The following is a 24,403-nucleotide window of genomic DNA, read 5'->3' on the forward strand; positions in this document are numbered from 1 at the left end:
GTCTCCTGCAGCAGAAGAAGGATTGATGCGAAGTTCTTCTGCTGCAGGAGACGATGCGTTGTATGGGGCGTGAGCTGCGGTCGCGCTACGCCTTGAGACGGCGGATGCCGAGGACGGCTGCGCCGATGGCGCCGCAGAGCTGCGAGTCCTCGTGCGTGGCGACAGGGGAGTCCAGCACCTCGGAGAGTGCCTTGACGACGCCCTGGTTCTGGGCGACGCCGCCGGTCATGAGGTAGGGAGGCTCGCCGCCGACGCGGTGGGCGAGGGCGGCCGTCTTGCGCGCGACGCTCACGTCCAGGCCGTGGATGATGTCCGGCGTGGGGGTGTCGTCCGCGATGAGGGAGACGACCTCCGACTCCGCGAAGACCGTGCACATGCTCGAGATGGTGACCGCGTGCTTCCACTCCAGGCCCTCGCGGGAGAGCTCCTCGATGGGCATCTGCAGCGTGCGGGCCATGGCTTCCAGGAAGCGGCCCGTGCCGGCGGCGCACTTGTCGTTCATCACGAAGTTCTGGACCGTGCCGTCCCCGTGCAGGTGGATGACCTTGGAGTCCTGGCCGCCGATGTCGATCACGGTCTTGGCCTGGGGCGCGAGGTAGTGGGCGCCGGCCGCGTGGCAGGTGATCTCTGTTATGGCGACGTCCATGTTGGGGATGGCGTCGCGGCCGTAGCCGGTGGCCACGCTCATGGCGAGGTCGTCGCGGGTGAGGTGGGCCTGGTCGAGCACCTCTTCTATAACGGCGGCGGCGCCGCGTGAGGCCTTGGCGCCCGTTGCGCCGATGACGGAGGCGACTATGTTGCCGTCGAGGTCCATCACGACGGCGTCCGTGCTGGTGGAGCCGGAGTCCACGCCCAGTACGTAGCGCGGGTCGCTTGGTGTGGAGCCCATGGGGGCCTCCTTCCGGGTTGTGGGTGCGGGCGCGTGGGGCGCGTCCTTCTCGCCCGCGGGATTGGGGGCGGGCGAGAAGGACTGGCCGTCGTGGCCCGCGGCCGCTGCGGCGTCCGTGCGCAGAGTCTCGTCGAAGGCCTCGATGCGGGTGCGGAGCTGGCCCGCGCTCTGGCGGGTGCCGTCGGTCTCGAGCTTGAGGATCGGCGTCGCGGTGGTGCCGGCGACGTCTGCGTACTCGAAGCCGTAGTAGTCGCAGAACTTCATGGTGTGGTACACGATGCCGTGGTGCGCGCCGGAGACGAGGCCGGAGCGTCCGCCTACCTCGTCCATGCGCATGCACGGCGTCTGGTCCAAAAGCGCGCCCGCGTACCACTCTACGAAGCGGTCGAACGTGGAGGCGTTGGTGCCCTCACCCGCGATGTCCGCCGTGGTGCAGCGGCCGCAGCCCGTGGACTCTGCGCGCGCGAGCTCGATGGGCGGCTGGGCAAGGATGCGCTCGCCCGTGCACGTGTGGTTGACGACGGGGGCGCCGATCCCGCGATCGAGCTCGTCTAAGAGCGACCGCGGCGCGTGGGCGCCCACGAGCGCGACCGAGCCCGGCTTGGGCGCGGGTGGCACCTGGATGGCGGCAAGCGCGCGGCCCACCTCGAAGCTGCGGCCGCTGAAGCGGGCGTAGGTGCGGGCAAGGCTGCGGAGCTGCGCCTGCAGCAGGCGGCGCTCCGCCGCACCGGTGCGGTGGGGGAGGTCGACCATCCACAGGAAGTCGAGGCAGCCCTGCGCCTTGAGCACGTCGTACGCGCGACGCATGACGTCACAGCACGTGGTGAGCACCATCTGGTGCACGTTGGGGTCAAGGCCGCACGCGAGGACGGACTTGCCAAAGCCGCACAGGTTGCCGTGGGCAAGGCGCTCCGCGACCTCGAAGCTCTCTGGCTCTGCCATGATGAGCCGGGCGTCCGCCCCAAACCCCGCGAGCAGCTCTATGGGCGCGTACTTGCAGCCGTAGCAGACGACGTTTTCTGTCATGATCTTCTCCCCGCTTGCAGCATCTCGAGGTAGGCCTGCACGCGCGTGGCCACCTGCCCCTCCGGCATGTTGCGACGGGCGCAGCCGTCGCCGTCCAGCACGAGGGTGGGAAATCTCGCCTCCTCGAGCGCGGACTTCATGAGCTGCGACGCGCCGAGGGTCTCCTTGCAGCCCCAGTGGCAGAACACGACGGCGCCGTCCGCGTGGGTCTTCTGGGCAAGGTCGACCAGGCGTGCGACGCGGCGCTTGGCGGGGCCGTTGTAGCTGTTGTACACCAGGCGTTCCGCCATGGCGAGGTACGGCTCGTCCGCGCCGTGGCGCCAGCCGTCCGGGCGCCACTGGTCGAAGCACATCTCGCTCGCGACTATCTGCGCCAGGGGCGAGTGGTCAACCGCCTTCTGCAGCGGCACGCTGAAGTACGGCATGGAGTGGCACCACAGGAGGTTCAGGCCCGCAAACGGGCGCGTCTGGGCGGGGATTTCCGCCTGCACCAGGTCCATGAGGGCGTCCACCTGCGGCGTGCCCAAGAGCATGTGCATGGAGCACGAGCGCATCATCTCGACGGTCATGCTCGTCTGCATGGCGCGGCCGCGGCGCAGGGGCAGGCTCTTCTCCATAACGTCGAGCGCGCGCAGGCTGCGGCCGACGCACGCGCGCAAGGCGTCCTCGTTGAGCCTGCGGCCAAACGCGTCCTGCGTTGCGGACGCGAGCTCGCGAAGCTCTTCCGCCACGTAGCGGACGGCGTCCTCGGATGGGTCGTACGGCACGTCCACGTACACGTGGGGCGCGTCCAGCCGCCGCGCGAGCCACTTGAACGTGAGGTTGTTGGCGTCGCACGCGACGGAGCAGTTTGCGATGAGCCGGGGCGCCGCGATGACGCCGGCGGCCGTGGCTCCCACGAGCACCTTGTGGTAGCTGCAGTAGGACTCCGGCACGGAGCGCTGCTCCGCCGCGGTCACAAAGCCCTGCTCCGCCTGCGCGCCGCTGAAGAAGTCGCCAATGGCCTCCGCGATCACGGGGTACAGGCCCATGGCGTGGAAGATCTCGCTCGGCATGAACATGGACGTGAGGGCCATGCGGTCCGGGTGCTCCAGCGCGCCGACCACGCCCTCGAGCGTGAGGCGGTTGTCCAGCTGGCCCGAGGGCAACAGCTCGCGCCGCGGCAGCACGCGCGTGCGCAGGCGCTCCGCCTTGAACGCGGCCAAAAGCATCCTGCGGGCGCGCAGGGGGTTCTTCTCTATCTGGTCGTCCACCAGCTGGCCAAAGCGGCCTATGAGCTGGGCGCCGCGGGAGTCGTCCGGCATGGGCTACTCCCCGCCCTCGCCCGCGTCGTCCGCGGGCTGCGGGTCCATGAGGTCCACGACCTCGAAGTCGAGCCCGGACTCCGCCGCCTTCTGCCTGGGGCCAAACACGACGACTGCGTGGTCTGCCGCAAGCTGGCGCATGGACGGCGCAAGCGCGCGCACGTCGTCTGCCGTGACGGCAAGCTCCTGGGCGCGCACCTCGTCGCGCCATGTCGCGGGCCTGGCCGAGAAGAACTCGCCGTCCTGCCTGCGGGCGATCGAGCGGGACTTTGCGGGGGCGTCGTGGCTGGCGACGACGCTCACGACATAGCCGTCGAGCTCGTCCGCCGTGCCGGGCCAGCCGGCCATCCAGCTGGCAGCGCCCTCGTAGCGCCGAAGCGTGCCGGCGATGCCCGGGTCACGGAACGACCAGTACTGCTGCAGGCCCGTGGTGGTGTGGCGGAACCCCGTGCCGTACGCGCCGCCCTTGACGCGGACCTCGTTCCACAGGTAGTCGAAGCTCAGCATGCGCGAGGCGACGGTCCACGCGCCCACGGTGCCGCGGTCGAGGGCGGACGGCGCCGTGCCCTCCGCCACGAAGCACACGTTGGAGGGGATGGAGAAGAACAGGTTCCTGGGCCGCGGGTCTGGGATCAAGAGCCGCCGCGTCGCGGTTGCGTCCGGCGCGGGCTGAAGGCCGAGCGTGCCAGCCTCCTGCCAGAAGCGCTCGCAGTCCTCGCGCGGGCCCGTGAAGCTCACGTGCACGTTGTCCGCGCTGAACACCTTGCGCGCGATGCGCCCCAGGCGTTCGGAAAGCCCTGCCTTGCGCTCGTCCCAGTGGGCGAGAAGATCCTTGAGGAACAGGTAGTACTCCACGCCGCCCATGGCGTTCGTGGCGACGGACACCTTGGAATACAGGCCCGTGAGCTGCGCCATCGCGCTGGAGTGGCCGCTGTTCACGAAGTGCTGCGCCAGCAGGATGCGTCGCTGCGTCAGGATGGCGAGCATGCGGTCCGCGTCCGCGAAGCTCGTGCGCGACCACACCTCCGGCGCGATGGTTGCGAGTGCGGCCACGTTCTCGGAAAGCGCGCTCTCTGCCACCACGAGCTTGGGGTCCGCAAACGCAAGGTCGTCGTCGTGGCCGTACGTCTCTGCGAAGAAGTCCAGGTTGCCTAGGTTCGCCTCGATGAGCGTGTCGAGCTCGCTTGCCGTGTGGTCAGCCGTGTCGAGCTTGCCCAGCAGGTCCGTGAGCACGCCGACGTACGGGAGGTCCGCAAAGTCGAGCGCGCCGAGGTCGAAGTACAGGTACGCGTAGTCGATCCGGTGCGTGGGCAGGTCGTGGTACAGGCAGGGGAGAGGGGCGTCCATCCGCTGCAGCGGCGCGTCCGTGGGCGCGGGGCCGATGTCGGCCGTGGTGAGGCGCGGCAGCGTGGCCAGGGCCTCCGGGCTGTCCGGTGCCTCCTGCTCGCGGCGCAGCGCCTCGACCTCGCGGGCCACGGCCGCAAGGTCCTCTGGCGTCATGGCGCGCTGGCGGGCAAGGAGCTCGTCCTTCTCGGCCGCGCCCGCGCCCTCCTCCGCCGGCACCAGCTCCACCTCGCAGCTGTGGGGCGAGTCGCACACCAGCTCGCGCAGCAGGCGCTCGAAGTAGCCGTTGCCCAGGCCGGCGCGCATGTGGGCCATCTGATCTTCGTAGCGCAGGTAGTCCACGGGGCGGGCGTCGTCGTACAGCCAGCTGGACATCGCCTGCATGGACAGCGCCACGCCGTCCGCGTACGAGCCCCAGTCGCCCTCGCGCAGGTTGAACTCTCCCTGGGCAAGCGACGCCTCGAGCTTCGTGCGGTCGATCCCGTCTGCCGCGAGCCTTGCACACGTGTCCTCTACCAGCTGGCGAAAGCGCCTGGCCACGCCGGGCTTCGCGCCCTTCAGCTGGAACAGCACCTGCGGCTGCAGCTCGCCGTCCACGAGGGTCGCCGTGAAGTCGTCGCCGAGGTCCGCGTCGAGCACCGCGCGCTTGAGCGGCGCCTCGTTCGAGCCCGCGAGCGCGTCCAGCAGCACGTCCGTGGCGAGCACGCGCTCGCGGTCCGCCGCGCACCCAATGACGTACGCAAGGCCCACGCTGGCGTTCTCCGGCGCGGTGGCCATGGTGACCTGCCTAAACGGCGCGCGCACGGGAGCCTGCAGCGGCAGCGGGTTTGGCGCGCCGGCGCCGCGGTCCGTCGCCGCGTCGAAGCGGCTGCCCACAAACGCGAGCATGTCCTCTATGTCCAGGTTGCCGTACAGGATGGTGTAGCTGTTCGCCAGGTTGTAGTGGCGTGCGTGCGTGTCCAGAAACTCCTCGTACGAAAGCTCCGGAATGTGGCGGGGGTCGCCGCCGGACTCGAAGCGGTACGGCGTGTCCGGAAACAGGCTCTGGTTCACGGCCTCAAACAGCACCTCGTCCGGGTCGCTCAGGGCGCCCTTCATCTCGTTGAAGACGACGCCGTTGTACGCAAGGCGCGCATCCGGGTCTTCCGGAGCGGCCGCCTTCCCGTCTGCGTCCTGAAGCTCCAGGTGCCAGCCCTCCTGCTCGAAGATGCGCGGCCGACGGTAGATGGCGGGGTGGAGCACCGCGTCCAGGTACACGTCCACCAGGTTCTTCAGGTCCGCGGCGTTGGTGGACGCCACGGGGTACATCGTCTTGTCCGGGAACGTAAGCGCGTTCAAAAACGTCTGCATGGACGTCTTCAGCAGGTTCACGAACGGCTCCTTCACCGGGAAGCGATCGCTGCCGCACAGGACGGAGTGCTCCAAAATGTGGAACACGCCCGTGCTGTTGGCGGGCGGCGTCTTGAACGCTATGGAGAAGGACTTCTCGTTGTCGTCCACGGCGATCCACATGGCGCGGGCGCCCGTGGCGTCGTGGCGCATGACGTAGGCGGTGCCGGAAAGCTCCGGCAGCGGCAGCACGTCCGTCACGGTAAAGCCGGCGTGGCGCGTGCCGGGCGCCAGGCTGGGGTCGGCCTTGGTGTAGGGTGCCACGGCTCCGCATGCGGGCGTGGCGGCGTTCTTCTCTTCTTGCAACATGGCATCTCCCGTTGTGTCAAATATCTAACGAGGTAACTCTACCCCTCTTCAGCTCGCCTGAAGCCTGCGTTGGTGCTATCGTGCTGAAAGCCGCGCGCGACGCGTGCGCGGCGTGTGCGCGGCACCGTCGCGGTACCGCCGTGGCGCTGTCGTGGCACGTCCGGATGGCGTTGGTTTAGTGGCAGGAGAGTTGTGGCACGGCATGGCATGATCCCCTCCGAGCAGGTGGATAAGGACATACGGCAGGGTGGCGTCCGCGCGGTCGCGCGCAGGGCGCTTGGCAGGGCGGCCTCCGCGCGGGCGCACGCGGGCGAGAAGGGCTCCGGCCTTGGCCGCGGCATCGCCCTGGCGCTTCTGGGCGCCACGCTCTGGGGCGTCAACGGCACGCTGTCGAAGGTGCTCATGGGTCGCTACGGGGTGGACCCACTGTGGTTTGCGTGCGTGAGGGAGCTCACGGCGTGCTGGCTGTTTCTGGGCATGGGCTACGCCACGTCGCCCAACCGCCTCAGGGGCGTGCTGCATGACGGCCGGTCGCTGCTGTCCATCGCGGGCATCGCCATCGGGTCCATCCTGTTCTCGCAGGTGGCGTACCTCGAGGCGATCGACTGGACCAACTCCGCCACCGCAACGATCCTGCAGAGCCTGTGCACCGTGATCGTGATGGCGTACGTGTGCGTCGTGAACCGGCGCGGGCCGCGCCGCAGGGAGGTCGCGGGCCTGGTGCTTGCCATCGCGGGCACCTACCTGGTGGCCACGGGCGGAAACCCCGCCGCGCTTGCGTTGCCGCCCCAGGGCCTGGCGTGGGGCCTTGGCTGCGCGCTCGCCGCGGCGATCCTTGCGATCCAGCCCATCAAGATGATCGCGCGCTGGGGCAACTTCGCCGTGAACGGGCTGGCGTTCCTCATGTCCGGACTCGTGCTCAGCGTCGTGTACCAGCCGTGGAACCACATGCCCGTGCTGGATGCGTTTGGCGTGCTGCTCCTTGCGGCGTCCGTCGTGTTCGGCACGTTCGGCGCGTACGCGCTCTACCTGCAGGGCGTGAAGGAGGTCGGCTCCGTGCGCGGTGCGATGCTCGGGACCATGGAGCCGGTCATGGCCACGGTCACGTCCGTCGCGTTTCTGGGGGCGCACTTCTCGCCCATGGACCTTCTGGGCTTCGCCATGATCATCGTGATGGTGTTCCTCACGGCATAGCTGCGCGTTGCGCGCGCAAAAAGGGGTCGGGTTCCACTGGGATCCCGACCCTGCTCATGCGTAGCGCATGCGTCGCGTTAGATGCTGTTCATGTTGCTCAACACTGCGGAGTACCAGAACTGCCAGTTGGGCGGGCAGTACTTCTTCGCGACGGAGACGCTCACGGTGTAGCCGTAGCCAGAGGCGAGCCCCGCCACGTGGTCGCGGATGGCGGAGTCCCAGTCGCCCCAGCCGGAGCTGCCCCAGCCCCACGCGTTGTGCGGCTTGAAGCAGTACAGGCCCTTGCTCGACTCCACGTTCGCGATGGCGGGCGAGAAGCGCGGGTCCACGCCGTTGTCATACGCTGCCTCGGCAAACGTCTTGCCGTGCCCGGCCATGGGCGAGCCCGCGAGGTACGCGTCGATGCGGCCGGACCACTTCTTCACGAACTCGTCGCGCGCGGACCACGTCACGGCGCCCGTGTTCGGGGTGCTCGGCGTCGCGTTGTCCTGCTTCTGCGCGTTGTCGTTGCTCTTCTGCGGGGCCTCTGGGGTGGCGATGGTCGCCGTGTTCCCGGACTCGGTCTTGAACGTGGTCTGGCCGTCCTTCTCGGCCTTTTCCGCGTCCTCCACGGCCTTCTGCGCCTCTGCCTGCTGCGCCGCAAGCTCCTTTGCGGCCCTCTGCTGCGCCTCCTTGCGCGCCGCGATGGCGTCGTTCATGGCGTCCTCGGCCTTCGCCTGTGCGGCCTTGGCCTCGGTCTTCTGTGCGGTGAGCTTGTCCTGAGCCTCCTGCGCCTGCTCGCGCGCCTCTACCAGGCGGTCGATTGCCTGGTAGTTCTTGCCCGCGATGATGTCCAGGTAGTTCATGGCGCTTATCAGGTCGTTGAAGTTCTCTGCGGACAGCAGCATGTCTATGAGGCCGTTGCTCGACTGCGAGAGCTTGTAGGACGAGTTAATGGAGCTCGCGGCCTCGCGCTTCAGCTCCGGCATCTTCGCGTTCAGGTCGTCCAGCTTCTGCTGGTTCGCGTCGATGTCCGCCTGAACGTCCTCGAGGTGCTTCGTCGCGGCGTTGTAGTCCTTGCTGGTCTGCTCTACCTTCGCTTGCAGGTCAGAGGCCTCGTCCGCCTGCGCGGTCGTGGGAAGCGCGTTCGCCCCGACGCCAAACAGCAGCCCGGCAACCAGGACGGTCGCCGCCAGTCGCATCGGCCTTCGTGTCATGAATCCCCCAACTTTCGTCAGTCGTCGCGTCGCGTCATAACTGCTCTATTTTACCTAGGCAACGCGATTTACATGCTCCCTTCATAACCGCGCTCGGCAAACGCGCCGCAACGGGTGCCCTCTGCGCCACGCGCCGCGCTCCGCCCGCGCGTCCGTGGGGGAGAAAAGCGTCCCGCCCGGGGCGCACCCCAGGCGGGACGAGTCGCATCCGTCGTCAAGGTCACGGCCGCCAGCCGCGACGGCATGCCGTGGACGGCCGCTACTTAAGCACCAGCGTGTCGCACTTGGCGTTCCTGGTCAAAAACGTGCTGATCGACCCCAGCAGCGCGTACTTGATGGAAGAGAGCCCGCGCGCCCCGCAGATGATGAGGTCCGGCTCGATCACGTCGATCATGTCGTCCTTCAGCGTCTCGCGAATGCGACCGGCCTTCACGATCACCTCGACCTTCTTGATGCTCTCGATCTTGCGTGCGGCCTCCACCTGGTCCTCGATGGAGTCGCGGAAGTCCTTCTCGAGGCTCGCCACAAGGTCCACGGGGTAGGTCCCGGCGGTCTCCAGCGCCGTGGAGTCGATCACGTGCCCAATGTAGAGCTCGGAGTTGTTGTTCGCCGCGACCACGATCGCGCGGTGCAGGACCTCGTCCTGCTGCTCCGTCCCGTCCAGCGCCACAAGAATCCTGTTGTAGCCCAGATCCTGATACTTGGTAACCATGAGGCACCTCCCGTGCTCTAAGACCTGTCAGCCCGCGGGTGCCCGGGCTCGCCGGCGCGCGGCCCCCGCATGAGTCGAGTCTACCCATGCGCGCCGCGATCGTTCGCACGCGCCCGCCGAGCGGCGCATGATTCTCTTGTGGCGTTGCGTCGCGCACCTGCACAAAACGTCATGATAGAGTCCGCTTCGTCCGCGCCGCCCCGGGGAGGGGCGCGTCCACGCGGCCGAGAAGGGCGCGGGCACGTCGCCGGGACGGGCCCGCCGTACGCGAGGGGAGATTGCGCTTGAACATCGTCGAACTTCTGAAGGCGGCCCTGTACGGGCTCGTCGAGGGCATCACGGAGTGGCTGCCCGTCTCGAGCACGGGACACATGCTCCTGCTCAGCCAGTTCGTGACGCTGGACGTCACCAAGGACTTCTGGGACATGTTCCTCGTCGTCATCCAGCTCGGCGCCATCCTCGCCGTGTGCGTCATGTTCTTCGGTGCGCTGAACCCGTTCTCCAGGGCGAAGTCCACGCAGGAGCGCAAGGGCACCTGGAGGCTGTGGGGGCAGATCATCGTCGCGTGCCTGCCTGCGGCCCTCGTCGGCATCCCGCTGGACGATTGGATGGAAGATCACCTCGGCAGCCCGTTCGTCATCGCGGCCGCGCTCGTCGCCTACGGCATCGCGTTCATCGTCATCGAGACCTCCCGTGAGCACAAGGCGGAGCGCATCGCGATCGAGAGGTCGTTCAAGGCCCGCCCGCAGCACTTCAAGCCCAACTCCCAGCCCGTCGCACCCAGCAAGGCCGCGCTGGCAGACGTCGACGCCCGCGTCCAGAGCATGGGCGAGCTCGGTTGGGGAACGGCCATCGGCATAGGCATCTTCCAGGTGCTCTCCATGGTGCCGGGCACCTCGCGTTCCGGCTCCACCATCATCGGCGGCCTGTTGCTCGGCTGCTCGCGCACCGTCGCGGCAGAGTTCACATTCTACCTCGCGATCCCCGTCATGGTGGGCGCCTCGGGGCTGCGCCTCGTGAAGTTCTTCCTCAAGGGCAACGCGTTCACGTCCGCAGAGCTCGCCATCCTCGGCGTCGGCTGCCTCGTCGCGTTCGTCGTCTCCATACTGGTCATCAGGTTCCTCATGGGCTTCATCAAGAAGCACGACTTCAAGCCCTTCGGCTGGTACCGCATCGTCCTCGGTGTCGCCGTCGTCGCGTACTTCCTCATCGCCCGCTAGGCTCGTCGTCTCGAGCAGTGCCATGCTCCCCAGGCCCGCGAACGGCAATTCTCTTGCCGTCGCGGGCTTTTTTCGTGCGCAATTGATGTCGGAGACATCGCAATTTCCCGGCGTCCGCGCATGGTTCCGCCCTGATACTGGCTGCATAAATAGACCATAAGACAGTAACCTCGAACGTTGCGTCAATGTTTCGCGCATGGGTGAGAAAAACGTGCCCTTTTTGCGTTCGGCATACCTAACGTTTCGCTCATCCGTGGCCAGGGGTCGCGTCTCTCATTGCGTACCTCGCGCGATGCTGATCGATTCGCAAGGATGCAATGGGATTGATATTTGTGACCTTTAGAACCCAAGCTGTCTGATGCAGGCGCAACTACCACTTCCAGAGAGGCTAGGTATTCAATAAACCCACGCTCCATATATGTAAAAACGTTTCCTGAAAAAGTTAGATAGGGTCCAAAAAGCGCTTGCCGATAAGTGGCATCCGCTTGGCGGCCCGTTTCATACCGTTTGCCAGTTTCGGCGGCCATGGCCACCAAAACCCTTTGCATTCACGCAACGGAAGCCTTGCAGCATCTTTGACCAACGCGTCCATTGGTAATTCCTATGTGGTCTGGAGGGTGAAGGCATGCAAGAGGCATCCGCTGTCAGCGTGGCTACGCAGAAGAAGAGGGAGCTTGACTCCAGCTTCTTCAAGAAGGGCATCATGGTTGCCCTTTTCTCGAGTCTTATGTACGGCTTCTACACCGCGTTCGTAACCGCTGGCCAGAACTCGCAGCTCTGGGCCAGCTGGACCAGCGCACTCAACCCGACCGCCTTCCTCGCGGTCTTCATCATCCCCACCGTCGCGAGTGCAATCAACGACTCCTGCAGCGCCATCTGGGCCCTCGCCATCACCGCGAAGCAGGGCAAGCTCGGTGACTTCGGGCGCACCATCAACACGAAGCCCGGCATCATCCTGATGCTCTCCGCGCTCGTCGGCGGCCCCATCGCCACGGTCGCCTACATCATTGCCCTCTCCCAGGCGGGCACCATCGTCGTTCCCATCGCGGCGCTCAACCCCGCAATCGGCTCCATCCTCTCCCGCATCCTGTACAAGCAGGAGCTTGGTCCCCGCAAGCTTGCCGGCATCGGCATCTGCGTCCTTGCGGGCCTCATGATCGGTACTGCGAGCCTCACGGGCGACTCCTCCTCCAACATGGTTCTCGGCCTCGCCCTCGCGTTCGTCGCGGCGCTCGGCTGGGGTGCGGAGGGATGCATCGCCGGCTACGCCTCCTGCATGATCGACACCCAGATCGGCATCACCATCCGCCAGTGCGTCTCCGGCCTGGTCGAGCTCGTCGTCGTCCTGCCGGTCCTGTCCCTCGTCGGCGGCGTCTCGCTCGGCCAGTCCTTCGGCTACGTGGGTGCGGCAATCACCGACCTCCCCACCATCCTCTGCTTCGTTGTCGCCGGCTTCTCCGCCTACAAGTCGTTCGCCAGCTGGTATCGCGGCAACTCCATGTGCGGCACCGCCCTCGGCATGGCCTGCAACGGCACGTACACCTTCGTCGCGCCGCTTGTCACCTGGGTCGTCGTCGGTCTGATCATGGGTATCCCCGGCTATGCGCTTCCGCCAATCGCCTGGATAGCCGCCATCGTCATGATTCTCGGCATCGTCGTCATCGCGGTTGACCCCAAGGAGCTCTTTGGAAAGAAGGAGGAGGCATAATGCGCCCGCTCAACTACGCAATGCTCAAGTACTTCACGACGGTCGACGAGGCAAGCGTCGACGACGTGATGAGGGACCTCAAGGGTGACTACTCCACGTTCACGGCGTTCAAGCGCGACAGGATGCAGGAGGCTCTCATGACTGCCGAGAAGAACGGGCTCATCAGCGAGACCCGCGTCGATCTCGACGATAACGGCGAGCTCCGCGTGTTCTACGGCGCGGATGCCGAGCAGCGCGACACCATCAATTCCTACATCAAGTAAAAGGGGGCTTGTCATGCGCTACAGGGGAGAGGAGGCCATCGGCCTCATCGAGACCATCGGCATGGTCCCCGCGATCTACGCGGCCGACGCGATGCTTAAGGCCGGCGACACCGAGCTCGTCAGCTACGAGAACGTCGGCTCCACGCTCGTCACCATCATCGTGAAGGGCGACGTCGCGGCATGCGAGGCCGCGGTCAAGGCCGGCAAGGAGGCTGCCTCCAGCATTGGCAAGCTCACCGCCGCAAATGTGATGAAGAGGCCCGTCCCGCCCATCGGCGACGTCGTCTCCGTCCACGACGTCGACTACAACTAGGAGGCTGGACCATGGCAAGTGAGGGCATGAACGCGCTCGGCGCAATCGAGACCTTTGGCCTGGTATGGGTCCTCGAGGCCGGGGACGCCATGTGCAAGGCGGGAGACGTCGAGCTCATAGGCTACGAGAACACCGCCTCCGGATATATCTCCATCCTCGTCCAGGGCGACGTCGCGGCGTGCAAGGCCGCGGTCGAGGCCGGCGTGAAGGCTGTCGAGGCGCTCGGCGCGGAGGTCTACAGCTCCGTCGTCATCGCAAGGCCTCACCCCGATCTCAAGAAGATCACTGACAAGTACACCGTCGAGAAGCTCCTGCCCTACTAGGGAGGTGTCGAATGTCTCTCATCGATAACGACCTTCTCTCGATTCAGGAGGCGCGCATTCTCCTGGAGCACGCGGCCGAATCCGCGGAGGTCCTCGAGGGGCTGCCGGCATCGCTGGTCGACGACTTCCTGACACACCTGCGCGAACGAATCCTGCCCAAGGCGCGCGAGTACGCTGAGGCGTCCTTTGCGGAGAGCGACTACTGCTCGCCCGAGGACGAGTCCGAGCTCACGAAGTGGGTCCTCGGAGACCTGTTGGACGACGTGCGAGCACAGACTCCGGTGCAGAAGATCATCCGCTCGCGCAGAGGCTCCGCGGAGGTATGCCTTCCCAAGGGCGTGGTCGTGTCGCTGCTTCCGGATTGGCTTGCGGTTCCCACGATGCTCAGCCAGCTCTTCATGGCGGTGCACTCCAAGAGCCCGATCGTCTTCTCGGCTAGCGCCCGCATCCATGCGACGTGCGAGAAGGTCATGGGCGACGTGCTCCAGGTCGCGGAGTTCTGCCACTATCCCACGGAGGCGCTCGGCTTCCTTTCGATCTTCTGCCCCGAGGGCGAGGAGTGGGTCTGTTCGCAGCCGTGCGTCCGCGTGGTCATCGACTCCCGCGAGGAATCGAACGCCCACGACTTCGACGCTGCTGGCAGGGACGTGTACCACGCGACGCTGGGCAACAACCCGGTCTTCGTGGAGTCGACCGCGGACCTCTCCGCGTGCGCGGACGAGGTGGTCCTCGGCAAGTCGTTCTGCTACGGGATGCTTCCGGGCGCGGAGCAGAGCGTTGTCGTGGAGCGTGCCGTGGACGAGCGCTTCCAGGAGGAGCTTCGCCGGCGCGGGTGCTACTTCCTCACGGACGAGGAGGCGGACCGCCTTGTGGGGACGCTCTTCATGCAGGACGGCAGCCCGTATCGCGAGCTCATCGCGAAGAGCGCCTTCGACCTCGCCCGTCGCGCCGACATAACGGTGCCCGAGAGCACGAGGGTGCTCGTCGTCGAAAAGCCCTACGTCAGCGAGTACAGCTTCTTCTCGAAGGCAAAGTTCGGCCCCGTCCTCTCGTACTACGTGGAAGAGAGCTGGCGTACGGCGTGCGAGAAGTGCATAGAGCTGATCCTCAACAGCGGTCACGGCAACGCGCTCTCGATCTTCTCAAAGGATCCCGAGGTAATCCGCCAATTCATCCTCAAGAAGCCCGTTGGCAGGGTCCTCGTGAACGTCAGCACCGGACTTGGTTGCATCGGCTGTCACAGCGACCTGCCGAAGACGCTCACGGTCACCGGATGGGACTGCGCCACCACCTCGGAGCTCGGGGTCACCTACGGGGATTTCGTGCGCAGAAGGCAGGTGGGAGTCGGGGAAGGTCCCGACGCGCGGGCGCTGCTTGACAAGGCGAGCTCGTGCGACCACACGCCGGTCGCTGTGAGGGTTCGGATTCCGGACTCCGGGGGCGGGGAGAAGAGCCGTCCTGCGGGGCCGAGGGATACAGGCAAGGAGCCGGGGGACTGGTTCTCCGGCGTAGTACAGGCAATTCGTAACGATTCCGAAGAGGAGTGAGAATGGACATCAAGGAGTTTGCGAAGGAGCTGTCCGAGGCAACGAAGGACATGTCCGACGAGCAGCGCGCTACCGTCCGCAAGATGTTCGAGAAGGTGGCCGACCAGCTCGACGCGCCCGTCGCCTCCGCCCACGAGCACGTGAGCGACGATGAGCCCTACGACGTGCCCGACGGTCCCACCGACCGCCAGGTCCGCCTGAAGGAGAACTTCCTCAAGCAGGTGCCGACGATCACCATGTTCCGTGCTCGTGCGGTCACCGAGCTCACGAAGGCCAATCCCGGCATGCCGAAGATCGAGCTTCGTGCCAAGGCGTTCCGTCGCTGCTGCGAGACCGCCCCGCTGGTCATCCAGGACGACGAGCTTGTCGTCGGAGCACCCTGCGGCGCACCTCGCGCCGGTGCGTTCTCGCCGGACCTCGCATGGCGTTGGCTTCGCGACGAGCTCGACACCATCGGTGACCGTCCGCAGGACCCGTTCTACATCTCGGAGGAGGACAAGCAGTACTGCCGCGACGTGCTGTTCCCGTTCTGGGAGGGCAAGTCCCAGGATGAGATCTGCGAGGACCAGTACCGCGAGGCAGGCGTCTGGGAGCTCTCCGGCGAGTCTTTCGTCTCCGACTGCTCCTACCATGCCATGTCCGGCGGCGGTGACTCCAACCCCGGCTACGACGTCATCCTCATGAACAAGGGCATGCTCGACATCCAGGCCGAGGCGAAGCAGCACCTCGCGCAGCTTGACTATGCCAACCCCGACGACCTCGACAAGATCTACTTCTACAAGAGCGTGATCGACACCACCGAGGGCGTCATGATCTATGCGAAGCGCATGAGCGACTACGCGGCGAAGCTCGCCGCCGAGTGCCACGACGCGAAGCGCAAGCACGAGCTCGAGCAGATCTCCACGATCCTCTCGCACGTCCCCGCCCACAAGCCCAGCACGTTCTGGGAGGCCGTCCAGTCCGTCTTCGTCATCGAGAGCCTGCTCCCGGTGGAGGAGAACCAGACCGGCATGTCTCTCGGCCGCGTCGACCAGTACATGTATCCGTTCTACAAGGCAGACATCGAGGCCGGCCGCATCACGCCGTACCAGGCGTTCGACATCGCGGGCTGCATGCTCATCAAGATGTCCGAGATGATGTGGGTCACCTCCCGCGGCCAGTCCGAGTTCTTTGCCGGCTACCAGCCCTTCGTGAACATGACCCTCGGCGGCGTCACGCGTCAGGGCCACGACGCGACGAACGATTTGACCTACCTTCTGATGGACGCCGTCCGTCACGTCAAGGTGTACCAGCCGTCCATCGCGTGCCGCATCAACAACAAGTCGCCCGAGAAGTACATGCGCAAGATCGTGGACATCGTCCGCTCCGGCATGGGCTTCCCCGCGTGTCACTTTGACGACACCCACATCAAGATGATGCTTGCCAAGGGCGTCAGCGTCGAGGACGCGCGCGACTACTGCATGATGGGCTGCGTCGAGCCCCAGAAGTCCGGCCGACTGTACCAGTGGACCTCCACGTCCTACACGCAGTGGCCCATCTGCATAGAGCTCACCCTCAACCACGGCATCCCCCTGTGGTACGGCAAGCAGGTAACCCCCGACCTGGGCGACCCGGAGCAGTACCACACCTACGAGGAGTTCGACGCCGCCGTCAAGAAGACCATCTACTACGTCACCAAGTGGACGGACGTCGCGACGGTCATCTCGCAGCGCGTCGCGCGTGACGTCGCCCCGAAGCCCCTCATGTCCATCATGTACGAGGGTTGCATGGAGCACGGCAAGGACGTCTCCGCCGGTGGCGCCATGTACAACTACGGCCCCGGCGTCGTCTGGACCGGCCTCGCCACCTACGCGGACTCCATGGCCGCCATCAAGAAGCTGGTCTTCGACGAGCACAAGTACACGCTCACGCAGATGTTCGATGCCATGAAGGCCGACTTCGAGGGCTACGACCAGCTGCGCAAGGACTGCCTCGACGCCCCGAAGTACGGAAACGACGACGACTACGCGGATGACATCGCAGCGGACATCATCGACTACACCGAGCACATCCACCTGGACTTCAAGACGCTGTACTCCCACATGTCCACCGGAACGCTCTCCATCTCCAACAACACCCCGTTCGGCGAGATGACCGGCGCCACCGCGAACGGCCGCAAGGCTTGGACCCCGCTGTCCGATGGCATCAGCCCCACGCAGGGTGCGGACTTCCGCGGTCCCACCGCCATCATCAAGTCCGTCTCGAAGCTCTCGAACGACTCGATGAACATCGGCATGGTCCACAACTTCAAGCTCATGAGCGGCTTGCTCGACACGCCCGAGGGCGAGAACGGCCTCATCACCCTGCTGCGCACCGCCTCGATGTTCGGCAACGGCGAGATGCAGTTCAACTACCTCGACAACAAGACGCTCATCGACGCCCAGAAGCATCCGGAGAACCACCGCGACCTCGTGGTCCGCGTCGCAGGCTACTCGGCGTTCTTCAACGAGCTGTGCAAGGACGTCCAGGACGAAATCATCAGCCGCACCATGCTCAACAAGTTCTAGGCAACAAGAACCGTAATCGGAAGACCAGAGGAGTGCCACGCCGTGGTACGCGAAAAGAAGGGAGAGGCTGCAATGAGCCGCGAGCAGAGTGGTGTTGAGCGCAAGGCGCGCATCTTCAACCTTCAGAAGTACAACATGTACGACGGCCCCGGCGTGCGCTCCATGGCCTTCCTCAAGGGCTGCCCCCTCCGCTGCAAATGGTGCTCGAACCCCGAGAGCCAGCATCGCGGGCACGAGGTCATGTTCAAGCGTGCGAACTGCGTCGACTGCGGGGCATGCGTCGCGGTCTGCCCCGTCGGCGTCCACAAGATGGCGGACGGGGAGCACGTCGTCGACCGCGACGTCCAGTGCATCGGCTGCCGCAGGTGCGAGAAGGCCTGCATGTACCATGCGCTTGAGGTCATGGGGGAGGACCGCTCCATCGACGACATCATGGACTTCCTGGACGAGGACGCCGACTTCTACCGCATGTCCGGGGGCGGCATCACGCTCTCCGGGGGAGAAGTGCTGGCACAGCCGGAGGCAACCCTTTCCATCCTGATGGCGGCGAAGGCCCATGGCTACCACACGGCCATCGAGACCTGCGGTTACGCACCGACGCCGACCATCATGAGGGTCGCGCAGTACGTCGATCTGTTCCTGTTCGACATCAAGCAGATGGACCCCGTGAAGCACAAGTTTTGGACGGGCGTGAACAACGAGCAGATCCTGTGCAACGTCAAGGAGCTCCTGGAGAACGGATACAACGTCCGCGTCCGCATGCCCCTGCTCAAGGGCGTGAACGACTCCAAGGAAGAGATCGACGCGGTCATCGCGTACTTCAAGCCGTATCGCTACCAGAAGAACTTCGACGGCGTCGACCTGCTTCCCTACCACAAGCTCGGCGTCGGCAAGTACGCGTCGCTCGGTCGTGACTACGAGATCAAGGACGACCCGTCGCTCAGCGACGACGACCTCAACAGGATCGAGGGCTGGATCAAGGGCGCCGACTTCAAGGTGAGCCTGGTCAGGCACTAGATGCCGATGTGGCACCAGCATCTGCGGAACACGAGAGACTGAGAGGAGGATGAAATGCACTACGTCACCGAGGACGAGCTGCGCGAGGCATACGGGACGTGCCCGTTCGAAAAGTACAAGCTTCCCGAGGACGCGCGCCTCACGCCAAGCGCAAGGCAGTTCCTGATTGACTTCAGGATCGAGTTCGAGGGCGACGAACGGGGACCGAAACCCCACGGTGAGGCGCGTGGCATTCACGGCGGCCCGCATCGCGAGCCGACGGTGGATCTGGGTGCGCTGGTCTTCGACGCGAACCTCCTCGGCGCCCGCCTGAGGCTGCTCGCCCGTAGGGCGCTCGGCGTGGACAACACCGTCGCGCGCCGTACGGAGAGGGTCGGCCGTCTGTGGCAGGAGGCGCGGAGCGCTTCCGACCTCGTCACGGCCGACGGTCATGCCGACCCGGCCGGAGGTCCGCCGGGCCCGACGCCCGTCCCGACCTTCGATGCGGGCATACATCCGGTCTTCTTCGAGATGGCAAGCGTTCATGCCCAGATAGGTCGGTACGCCCGCTCCTGGGCGAGGGCGAAGGAGAGTCTGGGACCCGACGAGGCGAGGGTCGTCTCGGCGTGGGTCAGTGAGGCGACGACGGTGTGCGAACTGCTCGAAGAGGCAATTTCCAATGCGGAAGAGGAGGTGTAGAGGATGGTCGACCTTAAGAAGGCGAACGGCAGGCTCGAGGATCTCTTGGACTGCGTGGACCATCCCAGGAAGGTGAGGGAGGGGCAGCGGCTCTACTGCGGCCTCGACCTGGGCACGGCCTTCATCGTCCTCGTCGTCCTGGACGAGGACGGAAACCCCGTCGACTGCAAGTACCAGTTCGCAAGTGTCGTGAAGGACGGCATGGTCGTCGACTACGTGGGCGCCTGCGACATCGCGAGGCGGCTGAAGGATCAGATCGAGGGTGAGCTTGGCGTAGAGCTCGAGGAGTGCGCGGTCGCCATCCCACCCGAGACCGAGGCGCTTGACGGCGGCGTGGTGAAGAACGTGGCCGAGAGCACGGGCATGGAGTGCATCGCGGTATTTGACGAGCCCACTGCCGCGAACCTCCTCATCGGCACCACCGACGGCGCGGTCGTCGACATCGGTGGCGGCACGACCGGCATCTCCGTCTTCAAGGACGGCAAGGTAGTGGAGTGCATCGACGAGTCGACCGGAGGGACGCACTTCTCGCTCGTGCTTGCCGGCGCGAAGGGAATGTCGTTCGACGACGCGGAGGTCTACAAGCGCAACCCCGAGCACCACAGGGAGGTCCTTCCCATTGTGTCGCCGACGATTGACAAGGTGACCACGATCATCGAGCGCGCGTGTCGCGACTACGAGGTGCCGGAGGTCATCCTGGTCGGCGGAACGGCCGAGCTTACAGGCATCGAGGGCAGGGTGCAGAAGCGTCTGGGCATCGAGGTCCACAAGCCGAGCCATCCCATGTTCGTAACGCCGATGGGCATCGCGCTCGGATGCGTCCAGAAGGCGAGGGCGCGCGACGATGCTTGACGTGAAGGTCATCAAGGCCCCGGCGCCTGGGACCATGCAGATCATCAGGCAGCGAAGCGGCGCCCGCTGGGGCGAGGACTTCAGGCCGGCGGCGGTCGGGCTCGTCCAGGGCAAGCTGATCGAGATGGTGGTCGCGAGCGACATCGCCGAGAAGACCGCGGGCGTTGTCGTGACCGACGTGAGAGGGTCCTGTCCCCAGAACATGGTGATGCTCGCCATAGCTGGGGAGACGGCAGAGGTGATGGAGTGCCTCCGGAAGATCCAGGACGGAAAGGACGCGTCCCATGATTGTCGGTAGGCTCATCGGCTCGATCTGGGCCACCCGCAAGTACGACGAGCTGAACGGGATGAAGCTCATGCGCGTCGAGGTCATCACGGGCGACGAGGCAGGAAAGCAGCTCATCTGCGTCGATACCATCAGCGCGGGGGTGGGAGACCGGGTGATCGTGACCACGGGATCTTCCGCATATCACTTCGTGAAGGACGAGTTCCAGAAGAACGCACCGGTAGACGCGGTGATCGTAGGAATCATAGACGAAGACGTGAATCTGTAAGGAAAGGAGGACGACATGAAGAGACTTGTAAGCGCGAAGGACGTCATCGCGGCGGCGGCACGGCACGAGGACATCTACGTGGACGAGAACACCATCGTGACCGCCCAGGCGAAAGACGTTGCGCGGGAGAACGGCGTGAGCATCACGTGCGGCCCGAAGCCCGAGGGGCATGCGGCATGCGAGAAGCCCGCGGCTAAACACGCTGCGGTTGAGTGCCACAAGGTTGACCTCACCAGCGAGGGCAAGGGCACCGAGCCCGCCCTTACCGCGGCCGAGCTCGAGCATCTTATAGCCGCCGCCTTCGAGAAGGGCATCTGGACCAAGGACGACATCGAGTCGCTCTTGGGGAAGAAAGAGTCGGCCATCGACCCGAACATCGTTCCGGTGGGGGTGTCTGGCCGTCACATCCACCTGTCCCAGCACGACCTTGAGACGCTGTTTGGCAAGGGTTACGAGCTGACAAAGGTGAAGGACCTCAGCCAGCCCGGTCAGTTCGCGGCAAAGGAGTGCGTCACCCTCGCGGGCCCGAAGGGCGTCATCCAGAAGGTGCGCGTGCTTGGCCCCGTTCGCTCTCAGACCCAGGTGGAGGTGCTCGCGGGCGACACGTTCAAGTTGGGCGTTGCGCAGGAGATCCGCCTCTCGGGACACCTCGAGGGAACTCCTGGCATTACCGTCATCGGCCCGAAGGGGACGGTCGTCCTCCCCGAGGGCGTGATGGTGGCAGCCCGCCACATCCACATGAGTCCGTCGCAGGCAGCGGAGCGCGGCTTCCACGACGGTCAGGTTGTGTCGCTCAAAATCTGCGGAGAGCGTGGCGGCATGCTCGACAACGTGATCGTGCGCGTCACCGAGACCGGAAACCTTGACTGTCACATAGACACGGAAGAGGCAAACGCGTTTCACCTCAAGACGGGCTCAAAGGTCCAGGTAGTTAGGTAGCAAGCTCAGATAGCAGGCAAGTCGACCCAGGGAGGAACAAGCATGGCAAGCACCACTGAGGCACTCGGCATGATCGAGACCAAGGGCATGATCGGATCCGTCGAGGCGGCGGACGCGATGGTCAAGGCGGCAAACGTCCGTCTCATCGGCAAGGAGCGCGTCGGCGGCGGCCTCGTGACCGTCTTCGTCCGCGGCGACGTGGGCGCCGTGAAGGCCGCGACCGACGCGGGCGCCGCCGCGGCGCAGCGCGTGGGCGAGCTGCTGAGCGTCCACGTGATCCCGCGCCCGGACGGAATGGTGGAGTCCATCCTGCCGCACGCCGCGGAGTAGCGAGCGTACCCGACTAGACACGAAGAGGCGGGGCAAAAGACCCGCGCATCCCAGGGAGGAACAAGCATGGCAAGCATGACAGAGGCACTCGGCATGATCGAGACCAAGGGCCTGATCGGCTCCGTCGAGGCGGCGGACGCGATGGTGAAGGCCGCGAACGTGAAGCTCGTGGGCAAGGAGCTCGTCGGAGGCGGCCTCGTGACCGTCTTCGTCCGCGGCGACGTGGGCGCCGTGAAGGCCGCGACCGACGCGGGCGCCGCCGCGGCGCAGCGCGTGGGCGAGCTGCTGAGCGTCCACGTGATCCCGCGCCCGGACGGAATGGTGGAGTCCATCCTGCCGCACGCCGCGGAGTAACCGCATGGCGGCGAAGAAGTCGGGGCAGGAGGGGGAGGGCGCCACGACGCCGATCCCCGGCACCCCTCGTAGCCGGGGCAAGGCTGTCGAGGGCGCCAAGGCTTCCGCATCGACCGGGGCCGCGAAGGCCCCGGCCACGGCCGGAGGCGAGAAGGGCGTTGCGAGCCACGTGAAGGCCGATGCCAAGAAGCCGAGCTCTTCTCGTCCCGCCGCGTCGCGAAAGGCGGAGGCAGCACGCTCCGAGGCCCCGAAGGATGCCGCGGGGAGTTCCGCGGAGGCCACCAAGAAGACAGAGACGGCGCCCGAGGGGAAGCACCTTGGCGCACAAAAGGGAAAGGCCGAGCCCGCGAAGGCCGCGCCTGCCATGAACAAGGAGGTAACTGCGATGTCGAACACCACTGAGGCACTCGGCATGATCGAGACCAAGGGCCTGATCGGCTCCGTCGAGGCGGCGGATGCGATGGTGAAGGCCGCGAACGTGAAGCTCGTGGGCAAGGAGCTCGTCGGAGGCGGCCTCGTGACCGTCTTCGTCCGCGGCGACGTGGGCGCCGTGAAGGCCGCGACCGACGCGGGCGCCGCCGCGGCGCAGCGCGTGGGCGAGCTGCTGAGCGTCCACGTGATCCCGCGCCCGGACGGAATGGTGGAGTCCATCCTGCCGCACGCCGAGTAGCGAGGCGCAGCGCACCCATTCGTCAGCTAGTCGGAAAGAGGCATCATGCAGGAATTCGATTACGATCTTCAGAGCATCCAGGCCGCCCGCGACCTTGCGCGCAAGGGCCAGGTTGCCGCGAACCAGATTGCAAACTACAGCGTCGAGCAGATCGACCGCATCCTTCGCGCCATGGTCGAGGTTGCCGAGAAGAACGCGAAGCAGCTTGCCGAGATGGCCGTCGAGGAGACGACCTTCGGCAACGTCCACGACAAGATCTACAAGAACCATATGGCCTCCGGCCTGCTTTACGAGCAGATCAAGGACGCGAAGACCATCGGCGTCATCGATGTGGACGAGAAGAAGCAGGTCATCACGATAGCGGAGCCGGTCGGTCTTGTGATGGGCATCGTCCCCTCCACCAACCCCACCTCGACGGTGCTCTACAAGTCGATGATCGCGCTTAAGTCTCGCAACGCCATCGTCTTCTCCCCGCACCCGAAGGCCGCCAAGTGCACGAACCTTGCCATCAAGCTCATGAATGACGCCGCCGTTGCCGCGGGAGCCCCCGAGAACGTCATTCAGGGCGTGAGCCTGGCGACGATTGCCGCGACGAACGAGCTCATGCACGCGCCCGAGGTCAAGATGATCATCGCGACCGGTGGTCCCGGCATGGTGAAGGCAGCCTACAGCTCCGGCAAGCCCGCGCTGGGCGTCGGCGCCGGCAACTCGCCCTCGTACATCGAGCGCACCGCGAACGTGCATGACGCGGTTCGCCAGATCATGGCGTCCAAGACGTTCGACAACGGCACCATCTGCGCCTCCGAGCAGAGCGTCATCTGCGAGACCTGCAACCACGACGAGGTCGTCGCGGAGTTCAAGAGCCAGGGCGGCTACTTCATGTCGGAGGAGGAGTGCAAGAAGGTCTGCAAGATCCTGTTCCGCAACGGCCACTCCATGAGTCCAAACTTCGTGGGCCACGCCGCCCTCGACATCGCAAAGGCTGCCGGCATCTGCGTCCCCGCAGACACGAAGGTGCTCATCGGCGAGCAGCATGGCGTCGGTCCCGAGTGGCCGCTCTCTTACGAGAAGCTCACGACCGTCCTGGGCTTCTACACCGTCGCCGACTGGCATGAGGCGTGCGACCTGTCCATCGCGCTGCTCCAGAACGGCATCGGCCACACGATGAACATCCACACGGAGGACAAGGAGATCGTCCGCAAGTTCTCCGTCAAGCCCGCCTCGCGCATCCTCATCAACACCGGCGGAACCCAGGGTGGCACCGGCCTCTCCACGGGTCTGGACGTCGCGCTGACCCTTGGCTGCGGCACCTGGGGCGGAAGCTCCGTTTCCGAGAACGTTGGTCCGCAGCACCTCATCAACGTGAAGCGCGTCGCCAACGGCATCATCGAGCCGGACATGGTCGCCGCCGCCGACGAGACGTTCGCGAAGTGGCACCCTGAGCTCGCGGCCGAGTACGGCTGCACGTCGCACGCGACCTGCGGCTGCGCCGCGACGTCCTGCGGCGAGAGCGCCAAGAGCGACCTGGGAATCGACATGCCCGTGGGTCACGGCGTAAGCGGCATCAGCTACTCCGTCGGCTGCAACAGCTGCGGTGGTCACGCGGAGCCGGAGTCGCAGGAGCGCAAGGGCGACACCATCGACGCGGCCGAGCTCAAGAAGATGGTCAACGAGCTGGTGGCCGCTTTCCGCGGCGAGTAGTACCGCGGTACGGCATGTGTCCGCA

23 protein-coding genes are annotated in these 24,403 nt (G+C 65.7%); 18 read left to right on the top strand and 5 right to left on the bottom strand.

Translation table 11 applies throughout. From position 1 onward, the window contains the following. Positions 1 to 85 precede the first annotated feature (85 nt). The 3 genes from BLT96_RS00775 to BLT96_RS00785 are packed head-to-tail and all read right to left on the bottom strand — an operon-like array spanning position 86 to position 6,261. Complete coding sequence (locus BLT96_RS00775) at positions 86 to 1,915, bottom strand: acyl-CoA dehydratase activase (protein WP_157692084.1); 1,830 nt, start codon at positions 1,913 to 1,915, stop codon at positions 86 to 88. Continuing rightward, positions 1,912 to 3,219, bottom strand: a complete 1,308-nt coding sequence (locus tag BLT96_RS00780) for a 2-hydroxyacyl-CoA dehydratase subunit D (RefSeq protein WP_090861199.1) — start codon at positions 3,217 to 3,219, stop codon at positions 1,912 to 1,914. Before BLT96_RS00780 ends, BLT96_RS00775 begins: the two co-directional genes overlap by 4 nt. A gap of 3 nt (positions 3,220 to 3,222) precedes the next feature. Then, positions 3,223 to 6,261: an insulinase family protein gene (locus BLT96_RS00785; protein ID WP_090861200.1), complete on the bottom strand. Its 3,039-nt coding sequence runs from the start codon at positions 6,259 to 6,261 to the stop codon at positions 3,223 to 3,225. A 192-nt stretch (positions 6,262 to 6,453) separates the two neighbouring features. On the opposite strand from BLT96_RS00785, the gene BLT96_RS00790 reads away from it, so the two are divergent. After that, positions 6,454 to 7,455, top strand: coding sequence for a DMT family transporter (locus BLT96_RS00790; protein ID WP_245719287.1), 1,002 nt, complete (start codon positions 6,454 to 6,456; stop codon positions 7,453 to 7,455). 77 nt (positions 7,456 to 7,532) lie between these two features. On the opposite strand, the gene BLT96_RS00795 is transcribed toward BLT96_RS00790, so the two are convergent. After that, on the bottom strand, positions 7,533 to 8,651 hold the full coding sequence (locus tag BLT96_RS00795; RefSeq protein ID WP_245719288.1) for a coiled-coil domain-containing protein: 1,119 nt from the start codon (positions 8,649 to 8,651) through the stop codon (positions 7,533 to 7,535). Between the two features lie 259 nt (positions 8,652 to 8,910). Continuing rightward, positions 8,911 to 9,363 carry a universal stress protein gene (locus BLT96_RS00800; protein ID WP_090847151.1) on the bottom strand — a complete coding sequence of 151 codons (453 nt, stop codon included), beginning with the start codon at positions 9,361 to 9,363 and terminating at the stop codon, positions 8,911 to 8,913. A gap of 284 nt (positions 9,364 to 9,647) precedes the next feature. On the opposite strand from BLT96_RS00800, the gene BLT96_RS00805 reads away from it, so the two are divergent. The 17 genes from BLT96_RS00805 (at position 9,648) to BLT96_RS00885 (ending at position 24,378) form a co-directional block, all read left to right on the top strand. Continuing rightward, on the top strand, positions 9,648 to 10,583 hold the full coding sequence (locus BLT96_RS00805; RefSeq protein WP_090861202.1) for an undecaprenyl-diphosphate phosphatase: 936 nt from the start codon (positions 9,648 to 9,650) through the stop codon (positions 10,581 to 10,583). Between the two features lie 625 nt (positions 10,584 to 11,208). Then, complete coding sequence (locus BLT96_RS00810; protein WP_090861203.1) at positions 11,209 to 12,291, top strand: hypothetical protein; 1,083 nt, start codon at positions 11,209 to 11,211, stop codon at positions 12,289 to 12,291. Then, positions 12,291 to 12,554 (top strand): hypothetical protein, encoded by a 264-nt coding sequence (locus BLT96_RS00815; protein WP_090847158.1) that lies wholly within the window; start codon positions 12,291 to 12,293, stop codon positions 12,552 to 12,554. The genes BLT96_RS00810 and BLT96_RS00815 overlap by 1 nt, the downstream gene beginning before the upstream one ends. Positions 12,555 to 12,567: 13 nt before the next feature. Continuing rightward, positions 12,568 to 12,867 (top strand): BMC domain-containing protein, encoded by a 300-nt coding sequence (locus BLT96_RS00820; RefSeq protein ID WP_090847160.1) that lies wholly within the window; start codon positions 12,568 to 12,570, stop codon positions 12,865 to 12,867. An 11-nt stretch (positions 12,868 to 12,878) separates the two neighbouring features. Continuing rightward, positions 12,879 to 13,190, top strand: coding sequence for a BMC domain-containing protein (locus BLT96_RS00825; RefSeq protein WP_090847162.1), 312 nt, complete (start codon positions 12,879 to 12,881; stop codon positions 13,188 to 13,190). Between the two features lie 11 nt (positions 13,191 to 13,201). After that, positions 13,202 to 14,737 carry an aldehyde dehydrogenase family protein gene (locus BLT96_RS00830; RefSeq protein ID WP_090861204.1) on the top strand — a complete coding sequence of 512 codons (1,536 nt, stop codon included), beginning with the start codon at positions 13,202 to 13,204 and terminating at the stop codon, positions 14,735 to 14,737. Between the two features lie 2 nt (positions 14,738 to 14,739). Next, on the top strand, positions 14,740 to 17,283 hold the full coding sequence (gene cutC / locus BLT96_RS00835) for a choline trimethylamine-lyase (RefSeq protein ID WP_090861205.1): 2,544 nt from the start codon (positions 14,740 to 14,742) through the stop codon (positions 17,281 to 17,283). A 72-nt stretch (positions 17,284 to 17,355) separates the two neighbouring features. After that, positions 17,356 to 18,300 carry a choline TMA-lyase-activating enzyme gene (gene cutD, locus BLT96_RS00840; RefSeq protein ID WP_090864065.1) on the top strand — a complete coding sequence of 315 codons (945 nt, stop codon included), beginning with the start codon at positions 17,356 to 17,358 and terminating at the stop codon, positions 18,298 to 18,300. Positions 18,301 to 18,354: 54 nt separating this feature from the next. Beyond that, positions 18,355 to 18,978 carry a hypothetical protein gene (locus BLT96_RS00845; RefSeq protein ID WP_090861206.1) on the top strand — a complete coding sequence of 208 codons (624 nt, stop codon included), beginning with the start codon at positions 18,355 to 18,357 and terminating at the stop codon, positions 18,976 to 18,978. A gap of 3 nt (positions 18,979 to 18,981) precedes the next feature. After that, the gene (gene eutJ, locus BLT96_RS00850) at positions 18,982 to 19,830 is read left to right on the top strand and encodes an ethanolamine utilization protein EutJ (RefSeq protein WP_090861207.1); all 849 of its coding nucleotides are present in this window, start codon (positions 18,982 to 18,984) and stop codon (positions 19,828 to 19,830) included. Next, entirely contained in the window at positions 19,823 to 20,128 is a 306-nt protein-coding gene (locus BLT96_RS00855; protein ID WP_090847175.1) for a BMC domain protein, read from the top strand. Before eutJ ends, BLT96_RS00855 begins: the two co-directional genes overlap by 8 nt. Beyond that, complete coding sequence (locus BLT96_RS00860; protein ID WP_090861208.1) at positions 20,115 to 20,384, top strand: EutN/CcmL family microcompartment protein; 270 nt, start codon at positions 20,115 to 20,117, stop codon at positions 20,382 to 20,384. Before BLT96_RS00855 ends, BLT96_RS00860 begins: the two co-directional genes overlap by 14 nt. Positions 20,385 to 20,399: 15 nt before the next feature. Next, positions 20,400 to 21,323 (top strand): phosphate propanoyltransferase, encoded by a 924-nt coding sequence (locus BLT96_RS00865; RefSeq protein ID WP_090861209.1) that lies wholly within the window; start codon positions 20,400 to 20,402, stop codon positions 21,321 to 21,323. Between the two features lie 42 nt (positions 21,324 to 21,365). Then, positions 21,366 to 21,653: a BMC domain-containing protein gene (locus tag BLT96_RS00870; RefSeq protein ID WP_090861210.1), complete on the top strand. Its 288-nt coding sequence runs from the start codon at positions 21,366 to 21,368 to the stop codon at positions 21,651 to 21,653. Positions 21,654 to 21,719: 66 nt separating this feature from the next. After that, complete coding sequence (locus BLT96_RS00875) at positions 21,720 to 22,007, top strand: BMC domain-containing protein (protein ID WP_090861211.1); 288 nt, start codon at positions 21,720 to 21,722, stop codon at positions 22,005 to 22,007. A 385-nt stretch (positions 22,008 to 22,392) separates the two neighbouring features. Then, entirely contained in the window at positions 22,393 to 22,677 is a 285-nt protein-coding gene (locus BLT96_RS00880) for a BMC domain-containing protein (RefSeq protein ID WP_090864067.1), read from the top strand. 45 nt (positions 22,678 to 22,722) lie between these two features. After that, positions 22,723 to 24,378 (top strand): acetaldehyde dehydrogenase (acetylating), encoded by a 1,656-nt coding sequence (locus BLT96_RS00885; protein WP_090861212.1) that lies wholly within the window; start codon positions 22,723 to 22,725, stop codon positions 24,376 to 24,378. The last annotated feature ends 25 nt before the right edge of the window (positions 24,379 to 24,403 follow it).

Source organism: Parafannyhessea umbonata (assembly GCF_900105025.1).
Classification (GTDB): Bacteria; Actinomycetota; Coriobacteriia; order Coriobacteriales; family Atopobiaceae; genus Parafannyhessea; species Parafannyhessea umbonata.